Source organism: Kitasatospora setae KM-6054 (genome assembly GCF_000269985.1).
Classification (GTDB): domain Bacteria; phylum Actinomycetota; class Actinomycetes; order Streptomycetales; family Streptomycetaceae; genus Kitasatospora; species Kitasatospora setae.
This window is the reverse complement of record NC_016109.1, coordinates 8,631,763-8,644,401: the sequence shown is the minus strand read 5'-3', so window position 1 is coordinate 8,644,401 and position 12,639 is coordinate 8,631,763. Positions and strand designations below refer to the sequence as shown.

12 protein-coding genes and 1 pseudogene are annotated in these 12,639 nt (G+C 72.8%); 5 read left to right on the top strand and 8 right to left on the bottom strand.

From position 1 onward, the window contains the following. Positions 1–422 precede the first annotated feature (422 nt). Both KSE_RS37375 and KSE_RS39185 read right to left on the bottom strand, forming a co-directional pair. Positions 423–953, bottom strand: a complete 531-nt coding sequence (locus KSE_RS37375) for an EF-hand domain-containing protein (RefSeq protein WP_014140602.1) — start codon at positions 951–953, stop codon at positions 423–425. 547 nt (positions 954–1,500) lie between these two features. Next, the gene (locus KSE_RS39185) at positions 1,501–2,049 is read right to left on the bottom strand and encodes a hypothetical protein (protein ID WP_014140601.1); all 549 of its coding nucleotides are present in this window, start codon (positions 2,047–2,049) and stop codon (positions 1,501–1,503) included. 827 nt (positions 2,050–2,876) lie between these two features. On the opposite strand from KSE_RS39185, the gene KSE_RS37365 reads away from it, so the two are divergent. Next, positions 2,877–3,422 (top strand): hypothetical protein, encoded by a 546-nt coding sequence (locus KSE_RS37365; RefSeq protein ID WP_033260211.1) that lies wholly within the window; start codon positions 2,877–2,879, stop codon positions 3,420–3,422. Between the two features lie 992 nt (positions 3,423–4,414). Beyond that, complete coding sequence (locus tag KSE_RS37355) at positions 4,415–4,732, top strand: hypothetical protein (RefSeq protein ID WP_033260213.1); 318 nt, start codon at positions 4,415–4,417, stop codon at positions 4,730–4,732. Here KSE_RS37355 and KSE_RS37350 read toward each other — a convergent pair. Next, positions 4,693–5,148 (bottom strand): YncE family protein, encoded by a 456-nt coding sequence (locus tag KSE_RS37350; protein WP_148283223.1) that lies wholly within the window; start codon positions 5,146–5,148, stop codon positions 4,693–4,695. The two genes, KSE_RS37355 and KSE_RS37350, sit on opposite strands and share 40 nt — an antisense overlap. Continuing rightward, positions 5,145–5,537 (bottom strand): annotated as a pseudogene (locus KSE_RS37345) (transposase); the annotation flags it as partial. The pseudogene KSE_RS37345 and the gene KSE_RS37350, both read right to left, overlap by 4 nt. Positions 5,538–6,096: 559 nt before the next feature. On the opposite strand from KSE_RS37345, the gene KSE_RS37340 reads away from it, so the two are divergent. From KSE_RS37340 to KSE_RS37335, 3 genes are all read left to right on the top strand, one after another. Next, a complete protein-coding gene (locus tag KSE_RS37340; protein ID WP_014140595.1) occupies positions 6,097–6,459 on the top strand; it encodes a PadR family transcriptional regulator in 363 nt (120 codons plus the stop codon). After that, the gene (locus KSE_RS46440; protein WP_407927464.1) at positions 6,402–7,127 is read left to right on the top strand and encodes an HAAS signaling domain-containing protein; all 726 of its coding nucleotides are present in this window, start codon (positions 6,402–6,404) and stop codon (positions 7,125–7,127) included. The genes KSE_RS37340 and KSE_RS46440 overlap by 58 nt, the downstream gene beginning before the upstream one ends. An 86-nt stretch (positions 7,128–7,213) precedes the next feature. After that, the gene (locus tag KSE_RS37335; protein WP_148283222.1) at positions 7,214–7,603 is read left to right on the top strand and encodes a hypothetical protein; all 390 of its coding nucleotides are present in this window, start codon (positions 7,214–7,216) and stop codon (positions 7,601–7,603) included. A 96-nt stretch (positions 7,604–7,699) separates the two neighbouring features. Here KSE_RS37335 and KSE_RS37330 read toward each other — a convergent pair whose 3' ends face one another. The 4 genes from KSE_RS37330 to KSE_RS37315 form a co-directional block, all read right to left on the bottom strand. After that, complete coding sequence (locus KSE_RS37330) at positions 7,700–8,413, bottom strand: DUF2278 family protein (RefSeq protein WP_014140593.1); 714 nt, start codon at positions 8,411–8,413, stop codon at positions 7,700–7,702. Positions 8,414–8,638: 225 nt separating this feature from the next. Beyond that, positions 8,639–10,147, bottom strand: coding sequence for an MFS transporter (locus KSE_RS37325; RefSeq protein ID WP_014140592.1), 1,509 nt, complete (start codon positions 10,145–10,147; stop codon positions 8,639–8,641). 148 nt (positions 10,148–10,295) lie between these two features. Further along, positions 10,296–11,123 (bottom strand): ATP-grasp domain-containing protein, encoded by an 828-nt coding sequence (locus KSE_RS37320; protein WP_014140591.1) that lies wholly within the window; start codon positions 11,121–11,123, stop codon positions 10,296–10,298. 100 nt (positions 11,124–11,223) lie between these two features. Beyond that, positions 11,224–12,624 carry a DHA2 family efflux MFS transporter permease subunit gene (locus tag KSE_RS37315; protein WP_106438132.1) on the bottom strand — a complete coding sequence of 467 codons (1,401 nt, stop codon included), beginning with the start codon at positions 12,622–12,624 and terminating at the stop codon, positions 11,224–11,226. Positions 12,625–12,639: the final 15 nt, after the last annotated feature.

Here is a 12,639-nt window from a genome sequence, read left to right as displayed (position 1 = left end):
GGCCCCGCCGCCTCGGTGGCCGGCTCCAGCCGGACGCAGAAGAAAAAGGGCCCGCCGCAGGCGCCGGACCCTGCCAGGCACGATCGAGGACAGCGCATCGAGCCGTTGCCCCGGCCGGCCTCCGTTTTGCAGAACCTGAATCAGCACAGGTGCGACATTCTCGCCAACATGCGACATCAACCTGTGAGGCGCGGACGGGAAGTCACCGAGCGATGCGGCCACATGTCAGTGGAGGTGCGGGCCAACGTCAGCGTTCCAGCCCTGCCGCACGTCCCCACCTGCGACTCAGCTCCCAAGCAACCGCTGGCGCGAAGCCGCATCCAGCTGGCACCGCGCCAGAACATCACACGGGGTCCGTCGTCAGGGTCGCGGTGACCGCTCGTGCGCCCGGAGGATGTCCGAGCGGGGACGCGGCCAGCGGCTCAGGCCGGGATGACGACCAGGTGGTCGCCGGGGATGCCGGCCAGGCCGGGGGCGAAGTAGTCCCGGATGCCGTCGGCCCAGGAGGCCACCGTGATCCGGTCCTGGGCGTCGGTGCCGAACGCGTCGAAGACCGAGTTGATGTTCGGCGCCTCGAAGCCCCAGGCCGTCATCAGGGCGAGGAAGCGGGGGCGCCCGATCAGGTTGTCGCCGTCCGGGTCACCGAGCACGGAGAGGGCGTCGGCGAACTCGTCGGCGGCCCGGCCGAACAGTTCGGGGCTCAGCACGGACGCCTCGAACTCCTGCGGGCTGACCACGCCGTTGCCGTTCTCGTCCAGCACTCCCGCGATCACCTCCCACCAGCGGCGCATGCTGTCGGTGAACGCCCTGCGGGCCTCCGGCGTCGAGTCCGGGGCCTCGGCCAGCACCCGCTCCGTCTTCAGCTCGAAATCCCCCGCGTCGAGCACTCCGTTCCCGTTGGCGTCGAGCAGCTTGAAAACCAGCGCGACGCGCTGGACGGCTTCGTTCCGCATGTCCGCACCCCTCTTCGAAGGAGACCGGGGAAATCGTCTCCCCCGGCTGTATGGTCCATTTTCCGGGGCCGAGTCCCGCGAACGGTCGAATCGGCGCGCTGTCACCCCGCGGGGTGACATGGTGTGACCAAGGGGATGCAGGCACCAGCCGGCCGCGCGGAGCTGACGCGGGCACCGGTCGGCCGTGACCCGGATGGCCCGGGCCGGGTCGGAGGGGGCACCGCCGACCCGGGCCCCGGCCCGCCCCCGTTCGCCCACCACCCGGACCAGGGCGGCCGGCCCCCAGGACGTGCCGGAGGAGCGGGAGGAGCAGCCGGCGTTCCTGAACCGGTGAGCGAGGCAATCACACGACAGGGGTGCGGAGTTGGACGGCCATGTCACGGAGACGGAAGAGTGCGGCGCCAGGGGCCTCCTGTCGCTCGGCTGGATTCGACGTCCACGAGCTGCGCGGGAGGCCCCGTCTTCATGCCCCGCCGATCAGAAGATCACCTGACCGAGTCGGCGGATTCGAACTCACGATCACCAAGGTCGATGGGGCAACGGCCGGTCAGACGGGGAGGATGACCAGGCTGGCGGTTCCGTTGACTTCGGAGAGACCGGTCGTGGCGCAGGCGGTCGGGCTCAGCTGGGGAATGACGACGGCCTTGGTGACCGTGCTGCCCAGGCCGAGGCCGGAGGTGATCGCGCCCACGGCGGTGACCGTGGTCGTGCCGTCGGCCGCGCGCACCGCGGTGCTGCTGACGTAGGTGGCGGTGCTGCTCTGACCGGTGTTCCAGCTGTACGTCTCCGTCGCCGTGTTGGTCGGAGGGGTCACCGCGAGGAGACAGCTCAGGGTCTGCACGACGGTGCGGTTCAGGGAGCCGCTGCTCACCGCGGTGAGCAGCGACGTGCAGCTGAAGTTGTTGGTGATGTGGGCGGTGGTGTCCTGCTCGGTGTTGGTGATGGGCGGGTCGTAGGTGACGTGCGTCGAGCCGAGGCAGGTGATGTCGACTCCGGCCGTCTGTGAGGCCTGGGCCGCGGCGGGGGCGAGCAGCGGCACGGCGAGGCCGAGCAGGGTCGCGGAGACGGCCGTCGCGAGGGTGCGCAGATGCTTCACGGTGGTTCCTTCTTTCTCGGGTGATGGCGCTGCACCGGTTCCGGGGCAGCGGACAGGGCCGCGGCGGAGGGAGCGGGTGAGGGCGCGAGCATGTCTTGGAGCCAAAACGCGAATGCGGCCTTGGCGCCGGCGCAGCGCGCGATGCGCGGGTCCTCGAGCGGGAGTGGGGTTCGGGGTGTCGTCGCGCCCAGACGGGTCGAGTCGGGTTGCGAAGCTGGGGCCGTGGCGGCCCTGGGCGCCGGCAGGTCCGCCCGGGGCCGGCCGCTGAGGCCCGTGGTGCACGAAGGCCCCAGGTCGCACCGGTCCCGGCGGGATCGGCATGGTCGTCCGGAGTCGATCGATTCTCGCGGACGCCCTCCCCCACCGGGCACGGCCCGCAAGCACCGGCATGTCAAATCTGATGAGCTGTCAAGAATGTGACGGCGGGGCCCCGCCCACGCCCGGACCCTGCGTGTCCCCCTCCGGCAAGCCGCGCGGGGACGGGCCGCTGCTCCCGCCGGACCGTCGGACGGCTTCCTGCCGATGCGGCCCGGCGATGCCCCATCCCGGGCCCTGCCCGCGGGGTGGGTGAGGTGTCGGCGGTCCCAGGCAGCCGCGCCCAGGGTGTGGCCCGGGTCGGCCCAGGCGATCGCCGGTGTGAGCGCGCGCCCGCACTGCCGAGATCGCCTGGGCCGACTCGGTGCGGCCTGCCGGCGCCGGCGGGCCGGTGGTGAGGCACCGGCGCTCACGGGAGATGCCGTCGGCGGCGGGGCGTTGACAAGGCGAGGCTGCCGCACGAGCATTTCCTGCGACAGAGGGCGACCATGCGACTACCGAGAGGGACTGCCATGCTGAGGACCGCCTGCCCCCTTGCCGCCGCCGCGCTGCTGACCGTCGTCACCGCGGGCGCCACGCCCGCCGGCGCCGCCCCGCAGCCCCTCGACCTGACGTGCACCGCACCCAGCAGCAACGTCGTCTCCTACAGCCCGGCACTGACGAACACCCCCTCACCCCACGTGCTGCAGACCAACACCCAGTACGGCCCGTGCGTCTCGCCCGGCCACCCCGGCGTCACCTCGGGAAGCACCTCGGGCACCGTCCCGCCGGGCGGCGACATCAGCTGCCTGACCCTGCTCGTCCCCACCTCCGTCACGTTCCCCATCACCTGGAACACCGGTCAGACCTCGACCGTCAGCGCCAACATCCAGTCCAGCATCGAAGGCGTCACCTTCGTCGTGGTACTCAGCGGCACCGTCACCTCCGGACTGTTCGCCGGCGACACCTACCTCCAGACCAACGTCGGCGCCGCCAGTGACATTCTGCTGTGCAACGCGGGCCTCGGAAGCGTCCAGGGCGTCTACTCCACCGTGACCCTCGAAATCACCGCCGCCTGACCGACGGAGCACACGGGTGAGGCGCGGACAGGAAGTCCCCGGCCGATGCGGCCACATGCCGGTGGAGGCACGGGCCGACGTCAGCGTTCCAGCCCTGCCGCGCATCCCCACCTGAGGCTCAGCCCCCAGGCAACCGCTGGCACGAAGCCGCATCCCGCCGGCACCGCACCCGAACATCACACCACCGGGCCCCTCCACGGCCGGACACCGAAACCGGGCTGCGGACCGCAGCCGAGACCTCCGGGGACAAGGTCCCCGGGGGCGGGTCGGGGGCGCCGGCCCTCGAACAGCGGTTGGCGCCGGAGGAGATCGAGCCGTGGTGGTGACCGCACCGGCCGACCGACCCGAGGGCCTGGGCGCCCGTGCGACCGCCCGGCAGTGGTGGCTGGAGTCCGACGGCCCTGTCGGCTGGGCCGGCCTCTGGGTGGAGACCGTCTTCGAGGGCGAGCCGCTGGGCCGGTGGGTGCGGGCGCAGCGGTCGGGCTTCGCCGGGCCCGACCGGGAGCGGCGGGACTTGGTGCTCGCGCTCGACGTCGAGGAGGAGCAGGAGCTGGCGGGGGCCGCGGCGAGGCTGACGGTGTCGCGTACCGACCGGTTCGCGGCCGAGCTGGTGGCGCCGGACGCAGGCGTCCCGGGGGCAGGTGCCGTCCCGCACGCCGCACAGGTCGAGTGTCTCCAGGATCTGGTGGGCGAACTCCTCGCCTCGGATCGAGCCGGTCCGGGCGCCTGTCTCCGGGCCGACGGTGGCGATGGTGGCGATGGTGAAGCCTCTGTCCCGGTTGACCGCCTGGGAGTGGCGGAAGAGGGCGTAGAGGGCCGAGTAGGGCGGTTCGCCGGGTCGCTGTGGCAGGCAGAAAGGTCCCACGACCGTCCCGGGGCCTGGATACGCCTGTGGGCTCGTGGGAGCTCAGAAGGGCGCTCGCGCGCAGGAGTTCGCCGAGATCCGCCCGTTCCTGGGATCCGGCGTGCCGGGGCTCGGAAGACTGACCCGCATGGTGATGACCGGGATGACCGTGTGCCAGGACCCGAAGGCCGTGACGGCGAGTTCGGAGGGGGCGGTGGCGATCGGCGACCGGGTGCTGCACCCGAGAGACCTGGACGCCTACGCCACGATCGCCTACGAGCTGGCCGGCCTGCGCGAGGACGACGGCGGCTTCGGTGACGGCGAGGACGGCCCGGACGACGTCGACCCCGAGGGCCTGGACACCGCGCTGGAGTGGGCGCGGGGCGGGGCGGTGCCCCGGCCCGCGGCGGTCGTGGTCCCGGGGTGTCAGGGCCGGTCGCTGAAGATGACGGTCCGGGGCTTGTAGCCGATCTTGTCCGAGGAGGCGACGAAGACCTCCTTGGCCACGAAGTCGACGGCGACGCCGTGCGCGACGTCGCCGGGGATCTCGGCCTTGCCCAGGCTCTTGCCGGCGGCCGGGTCGAAGGCCGTCAGCGCGAAACCGGAGCTGTTGTAGAGGGATCCGGCGACGTAGAACCGCCCGGTGACGGGGTGGGCGGCGACGCCGTCGAAGTACTTGTCCGCGGTATCCCAGGTGCGCGTCTTCCCGCTGGCCGGGTCGATCTCGATCAGCACGCTGGTGAGGGTCCGCTCGCCGGGCTGGACGGTGTAGATCCTCCCGTTCGCGGTGTTGAGCGCGGTCTTGGTCCCGGCGTTGGCCACCTTGACGTCCTTGAGCGGCTTGCGGGTGGAGGACTCCCACACCTTAAGAGGACATCTCATTTGGTGAGTCTGTGGTGGCAGATGAGGGCGGCGGCGATGGTGGCGAACGCGGCGAAGTGGGTGCCCTTGCGTTCGTAGCGGCGGTGGAGTCGACGGCATCCGCCAAGCCACGCGACGGTGCGCTCGATCACCCAGCGGTGGCGGCCGAGACGCTGGGAGGAGTCGATGCCCCAGCGGGCGGTGCGGACCGGGATCTGTCGTCCTCGCAGGCAGGAGCGGATGAAGCGGTCGTCGTAGGCCTTGTCGGCATGCAGCTTGCCGGGCCTGCGACGCCTGGGTCCGCGGCGTGAGCGGATCGGTGGGATCGCTTCGACGAGCGGGATCAGGGCCTGGCCGTCATGGACGTCGGCACCGCAGACCGCGAGCGACAAGGGCAGACCGACGCGTTCGCAGTCGGGCCCGCGTGCACACCGACGTGGCGACGGCGACGGTGCCGCCGGGGGCGGTGACGCGGTACCACTCGGTGACGGCGGTCGGGCGGTCGGGCGGTCGGGGAAGAACTGCAGGCCGTGCTGACAGCACGTCGGGGCGAACGCCGCGTCGGGGAGGCCGTCGAGCGGGGCCGCGCCGGTGAGCGGGGGGTGCTGCGCGGCGCCGACGGCGGGCTCGATGACGGCGCCTTCGAAGGTCAGGCGGTCGACGACAACCGCGCAGCGCCGGGGCGGTGAAGGTCTTCCTCCAACCGCCGAACAACTCGTCCGAGGCAATGGTCACGCTGTCCTTCTCCCCCACCCAGTCAAAACGCGGAACAGCAACTCGGCCCCACAGCGGGCGAGTTCCAGCACCGCCACCACTCCCGCCCCACGCCCGCACCCGCGCGGGGATGACCCCGGCGGCCCCGAGGAGCGGGAAGCCGGGACAGGGGGCGGGGCGGCTCGCGGGGCGTGCTTGCGGGGGTGCTCGCGGAGTGGCCGCCGATCCGCTATCTTGCATTGCATGGTACCTGGTATGGCAAGCAACGAGGGCGGTGACGCCGACGGGCCGGTGGCCACGCAACTGCGCAAAGGGGTGCTGGAGTACTGCGTGCTCGCGCTGCTGCGCGAAGGGCCCCGCTACGGCGTCGAGCTGCTGAACGAGCTCGGGCGCTTCCCCGCGCTGGCGACCAGCCAGGGCACGATCTACCCCCTGCTGTCGCGGCTGCGGCGCACCGGGCTCGCCGAGACCTTCCTGCGTGACTCGGCGAGCGGGCCCTCGCGTCGCTACTACACCCTCACCGACACCGGACACCGCGCGTTGGAGGAGTTCACCGCGCTGTGGCCCGCCTTCCGCGAAACCGTCGACCGCGTCCTGACCACCGGAGAGAACCCGTGAACACCCCCGCCGAACACCCCCTGGTCCGCGCCCACCTCACCGCCGTCGAGCGCCACACCGCGCCGCTGGCGCCCGAACGCCGACGCGAACTCCTCGCCGACCTGCGCGAGCACGTCGAGGTCGCGCTCGCCGAGAACGGCGACACCGGCGGCGCGCCCGACGACGACGCCGTGCGGTACGTCCTCGGACAGCTCGGCACTCCCCGGGAGATCGCCGACGCCGCCCTCGCCGAAGACGGCCGCACCCGTCCCGAACCGGAGAGCGCCCCCGCACGGCCACCACCCTGGCCCTGGCCGCCCTCGCCGCCCCCCTGCTCCTCGTCCCCGGCGTCGGGCCGCTCCTCGCCCTGGCCAGCGCCGCCACCGCGGCCGTACGGATCACGAAATCCCCGCAGTGGACCAGGCGGGAGAAGAAGCGGGCCACGCTGCTCCTGCTCTGCGCCCTCCCCCTCACCCCCCTCGCGGCCGCCGCCATCGCCCTCACCGGCACCCTCGACCCGAACGGCGTCCTGCTCGCCCTCGCCGTCGGCCTCACCCCGACCCTCCTCGCCACCCTCCTCCTCGCCCGCTCCGCCCACCGACTGCGCGCCGCCACAGCCGCCTGAACCCCCGACAGCCGCACCGACAGCCGCACCCGGAAGAACCGGCGGAGGCAGCGCCCTCCGCTGATGACCGGAGCGGGCGAGGAGGGCGGTGGCCGCGGGACCGCCGGGTTTCCGGGCGGTCGGGTCGTCGTACTCACTAGGATCGGCCGCATGACCAGTCGACGTCAGCTGATACTTCGTCTGTCACTGTCCCTGCCACTGCTGTTGGCCTCCACGCTCTCCCTCGCGGCCTGCGAATCGACGCCCTCCAAGGCCACGATGGCGGCGCGCGAGTCCACCAAGTCCGCCTGTGCCTCGCTGCAGCAGCTGGCCGACCAACTCGCCCTCCCCCGGCCGTCGAGTCTGACCGACCCCTACTACCAGACCGCCGAGCAGTACCTGAACACGGCGACCAACCGCGCCGCCGACGCGGCCCAACAGGACCACGACTACCAGGAGTTCGCCGACACCCTGCACCGGGCGGCCGAGATCTGGCAGGTCACCTCCACGCTGACCGAGGCCGAGCCGCTGATCCGGCAGGCGCGGACGGAGAAGTGCTGACGTCCTCGGCGTGAACCCGCTCGGCGACGGACTCCACCCGCCGCTCCTGCGCCCTGGAGCGGAGGAGCGGCGGAGCGGAGGAGCGGCGGAGACGGGTCAGGCGTGGGTGGGGCGGTGGGGCTGGTGGGTGGGGCGGGGCTTGGGGAGGTGGGCGGGGAGAGTATGGCCGGTGTGGTCGTCGGTCTGCCAGGACTGGGACTGGAAGGCCAGGAAGACCGCCGTCCAGCGCGACCGGCCGGGGAAGTGGATGAGGAGGGCGCCGTCCTGCCAGACGCCGTCGTCCTTGCTGAAGCGCTTGCTGTTGCCCTGGTTCATGTGGACGTCGTGGACGCCGTTGCCGGGCTTGAAGCCGAACACCTTGTCCGGGACGGTGGGTTCGGTGGGCCAGCGCTGGCCGAAGACGTACACGACGGCGTCCGGGTCGTCGATGGCCCGCAGGACCTGGCGGTCGAGCAGGTCGGCGAGGTCGTTGTCCGCGCCCGGGCGGTCCGGGGGAAGGGTGTGGAGCGCGGCGCGGTCGAGGAGCTTGCCGCGGACGAAGTCGAGGGCGGCGGTGTCGGGCGCGGAGGGCAGCGGGGTCCAGCCGACGGGGGCGGCGGGCAGCAGGGCCGTGACCGGGTGGGTGAAGTCCTCGTCGACCAGGTAGCGGAGGTCGGACGGGGCCTGCTGGGACTGGACGTTGACCGCGGCCCGGAAGTGCGTGCCGGCGCTGTCCTGGAGGTGGATCTGGTAGTGCGGGGTGTCGGAGGCGCCCTCGCGGCGGCGGTCGACGGGCCTGGCGGCGAGCACGCCGTAGTGGGCGATGGGCATGCGGGGTCCTTTCGGTGGGCGGGCACGCGGCCCGCTTGCTGCCCGTACTGTCTCGCACCACCGGGGCCCCGGGCCGGCGCGTCACCCGATGTTCACCCGCTCGGGAAGGGGAGTCGGGAGGGGGAAGGGAGGGGAAGGGAGGGGGGAGGAAGGGAGGGCGTGGCGGAGGGCCGGGCGGAGGGGGCTCCGGCCCGGCCCTCGGTGGGGTGGGGTGGGGTGAGGGGGTTACATGTGGGCGGCGGCGGGGGCGTCGCTGTCGTGCGGGGTCGGCGGGCCCGCGCGGTAGAGGAGGGCGGTGATGACGAGGCCGAGGGCGAAGAAGGCCGCGGACCACCAGTACGCGGTGGAGTAGCTCTCGATCGCGGCCTGGGCCTGGACCTGCGGGCTGGGCTGCTTGCCGACCAGGTAGTTGGTCGCGGCGGTGGTGGCGAGGGTGTTCAGCAGGGCGGTGCCGATCGAACCGCCGACCTGCTGGCTGGTGTTGACCATGGCGGAGCCGACGCCGGCGTCCTGCGGCGCGATGCCGGCGGTGGCGAGGTTCATCGCGCAGGCGAAGATGAAGCCCATGCCGAGGCCCGCGATCATCAGCGGGCCGAGGACGTGCGCGGCGTAGTTGCTGTCGGTGTCGAGGCGGGTGAGCCAGAGCATCGACGCGCAGGCCAGGGCCATGCCGATCGGGACGAGGACCTTGCCGCCGAACCTCGGCAGCAGCGAGTTGGTGGCGACCACCGAGGCGACCACCATGCAGGCGACCAGCGGCATGAAGGCGACGCCCGTGGTGACGGGGGTGTAGCCGAGGATCTGCTGCAGGTAGTACGTCAGGAACAGGAAGACGCCGAACATGCCGGCGCCGGACAGGAACATCGCGATGAAGGACGCGCCGCGGTCCCGGTCGAGGACCACCCGCAGCGGCAGCAGCGGGTGCTCGGCCCTGGTCTGCCACCACGCGAAGGCGATCAGCAGGAGCGCACCGGCGACGAGGAAGCCCCAGGTCTGGAACTCGCTCCAGGCGTGGGTCTCGGCGTTGCTGAAGCCGTAGACGATGCAGAACAGGCCGGTGCAGGCGAGCACGGCGCCCGGTACGTCGAGCCTGGGCCGCTGGGCGGGGCGGCCGCCGTGCAGCAGCCGGACGCCGCCGATGATGGCGACCACGGCGAAGATCAGGTTCACGTACAGGCACCAGCGCCAGTCCAGGTACTCGGTGAGGACGCCGCCGAGCAGCAGGCCGACCGCGCCGCCGGCGCCGGCGATGGCGCCGTAGATGCCGAACGCCTTCGCGCGTTCGCGCGGGTCCGTGAAGGTGGTGGTGAGCAGGGACAGCGCGGCGGGTGCCAGCAGGGCACCGAAGGCGCCCTGCAGGGCGCGGGCGATCACCAGCATCTCGAAGCTGGTCGCGGCACCGCCGATGGCGGACGCGCCGGCGAATCCGATCAGGCCGATGACGAAGACGGTCTTGCGGCCCACCAGGTCGGCGATCCGGCCGCCGAGCAGGAGCAGACTGCCGAAGGCGAGCGCGTAGGCGGTGACGATCCACTGCCGGTTGCCGTCGGAGAAGCCCAGGTCCTGCTGGGCGGAGGGCAGCGCGATGTTCACGATCGTCGCGTCCAGCACCACCATCAGCTGGGCGATGCCGATCACCGCGAGGATCCACCACCGGTGTTCGTGCGCCCCGCCGGCGCCCGGGGACGCCCCGGACGGGTCCCGCTTCCTCGTCGATTCGGATGACTGAGCCACGTTCGACCTCCCACCGCCCCCCGTCGGCCCCCCTCGGTCCCGTTCACCAAGCTAGATCGGCGGCTGGGGTGCCGCGACCCGGGTCGCGGTGGGTGAGCGGGCGGACGCGGGGAGCGACGGGCGGGCTGGGGTGGGAGGGCGGAGCGGGTCAGGTGGTGCGGAGGAAGTGGTGCAGGGAGGTCTTGGTCGCGGCGATGAAGGACTCGCGTTGGTCGGGGGTGGCGGCGTCCAGTGAGAGGTAGGGGTTGAGGTCCTCCAGTTCGACGAGCAGGAGGTCGCCGTGGGCGGTGCGGCAGGCGTCGACGCGCTGGATGCCGTGGTCGAGGGTGTTCCAGTCGATGAAGCGGCGGGCGAAGTCCAGGTCGGCCGGGGTGGGGTGGTAGGGCGTCAGTTCCCAGCGGCGGGCGGGGTCGGGGGCGTGCAGGGCGTACTGGAAGGTGTGGTCGACGTAGTAGAAGGAGACCTCGTAGCGGAAGTCGACCAGGGGTTGGACGAGCAGGCCGTGCCAGTCCAGGGCGGGCAGGTCGGCGGGGGCGAGGACGGTCAGGCCGATCGAGTCCGCGCCGTTCCTGGGCTTGGCGACGTAGCGTTCGGCGGGCGGGAGGAGGGGGAGGTCGGCGGGGCGGTCGACGGTCGGTATGACGGGGAGGCCGGCGGCGGTGAGGGCGGGCAGGTAGTCCTTGCCGGCCATGTCGCCGCGGCCGGTGAGCGGGTTGTAGACGCGGGTGCCGAGTTCGGTGGCGCGGCGGCGGAACGCGTCGTACTGCTCGCGGTAGTGCAGGACCGGGCCGCTGTTGCGGACCATGACGGCGTCGAAGCCGTCGAGCAGCGCGGCGGCGTCCCCGGGGTGGCACAGGGCGAGGTCGAACTCCTCGCGCAGGCGGGCGGTGAGCAGGATGTCCTCGTCGCAGTAGCGGCGGCCGCGGGCCGGGTAGGCGAGGTCGGTGACGTACAGGATGCGGGGGCGGTCGGGCACGGGGGTCCTCTTCCCGGTCGGGGGCGGGCCGTCGCCGGTCCGGCCCGGTCGGCGGTCCGGGCACTCTACTCGGGGCGGGCCGCGGGCCGGGCGGGGCCGGTCAGCCGATTTCCTGCCGGTGGCGATCGGCGGGGGCAGGGGCGGGGGCGGGGGTCGGCGGGGTGGCGCGGGCGGTGGTGCGGGGCAGGGTGAAGGCGAGGGCGGCGGCGGCCAGGGCGAGGACGGCCAGCACCTGGTAGGCGAGGTGGTAGGCGGCCAGTGGCGGGTGGGCGCGTTCGGGGCCGGTGGTGGCGAGGACGAGGGCGGTGGTGACGGCGGCGGGGGCGAGCGCGGCGCCGGTCTGGCGGACGACGGTGTTGAGGGTGGCGGCGTGGGCGACGTCGGCGGGGGCGATGGTGCTGAAGGAGGCGATGGTGGTGGGGATGAAGACGGCGCCCATGGCGAGGCCGAGCAGGAACATGTAGCCGCGCAGGGTCCACGGGCCGGTGTTCGCGTCGGTGGTGGCGAAGAGCAGCATGACGGCGGCGACGGCGAGCAGGCCGGTGCCGATGATCGGGCCGGGGCCGGTGCGGTGGTAGAGGGCGCCGACCAGTTGCATGGTGAGCAGGACGCCGAACGCCTCGGTGAAGGTGGTGGTGCCGCTGTCCAGGGCGGTGCCGCCGTAGGCGTTCTGGACGAGGAGGGGGCCGAGGAACATCGCGCCGAGCATCGGGACGTAGCCGATCAGGCTGACCAGGTTGGTGTCGCGGAAGAGCCGGTCGCGGAACAGGCGCAGCCGCAGGGCGGGGTGGGGGGTGCGCAGTTGGTGGCGGACGGCGGCGGTGAGCAGGGCGGCGCCGGCGGTGAGGGCGGCCAGGACGGCGGGTTGGTGCCAGCCGAGGTCGGGGCCGGCGCACAGGCCGTACATCAGGGTGGCGGTGGCGGCGGCGGACAGGAGCAGGCCGGGGAGGTCGGGGCGGCCGGGGGCGTGGTCGCGGTGTTCGGTGAGGAAGAGGGCGCCGAACAGGACGGCGGCGGCGCCGAGGGGGACGTTGACGTAGAACACCCAGCGCCAGGACAGGCCGGTGACCAGCAGGCCGCCGAGCAGCGGGGCGATCGCCGGGGCGATCTGCTGCGGGATCACCATCAGCCGGGAGAGCCGGACCTGTTCGGCCTGGGAGAAGGTGCGGAACAGCAGGGCCTGCGAGGCGGGCATGAGCAGGCCGGCGGCCAGGCCCTGGAGCGCGCGGGCGGCGATGAGCAGGGAGAGCGTCGGGGCGGCGCCGCACAGGCCGCTCGCGGCGGTGAAGGCGGAGAGCGAGAGGAGCAGGGTGCGGCGGCCGCCGTGGCGCTCCAGCAGCCAGGCGGAGGCCGGGATCATCATGCCGAGGCAGACCGGGTAGATGACGACGACGCCGGTCAGCGCGGCCGGGGCGAGGGCGAACTGCCGGGCGATGCTGGGGAGGGCGACGGTGGTGATCGCCCCGTCGACGATGCAGATGAAGGTGGTCAGGACAGCCATGATGGGCACGACACG

Coding starts and splice junctions, on each gene's coding strand:
- KSE_RS37340 (WP_014140595.1), top strand. CDS start 6,097: ATGGCAAGCAACGAGGGCGGTGACGCCGACGGGCCGGTGGCCACGCAA.
- KSE_RS37315 (WP_106438132.1), bottom strand. CDS start 12,624: ATGGCTGTCCTGACCACCTTCATCTGCATCGTCGACGGGGCGATCACC.
- KSE_RS37330 (WP_014140593.1), bottom strand. CDS start 8,413: ATGCCCATCGCCCACTACGGCGTGCTCGCCGCCAGGCCCGTCGACCGC.
- KSE_RS37335 (WP_148283222.1), top strand. CDS start 7,214: ATGACCAGTCGACGTCAGCTGATACTTCGTCTGTCACTGTCCCTGCCA.
- KSE_RS37375 (WP_014140602.1), bottom strand. CDS start 953: ATGCGGAACGAAGCCGTCCAGCGCGTCGCGCTGGTTTTCAAGCTGCTC.
- KSE_RS37350 (WP_148283223.1), bottom strand. CDS start 5,148: ATGAGATGTCCTCTTAAGGTGTGGGAGTCCTCCACCCGCAAGCCGCTC.
- KSE_RS37365 (WP_033260211.1), top strand. CDS start 2,877: ATGCTGAGGACCGCCTGCCCCCTTGCCGCCGCCGCGCTGCTGACCGTC.
- KSE_RS37355 (WP_033260213.1), top strand. CDS start 4,415: ATGGTGATGACCGGGATGACCGTGTGCCAGGACCCGAAGGCCGTGACG.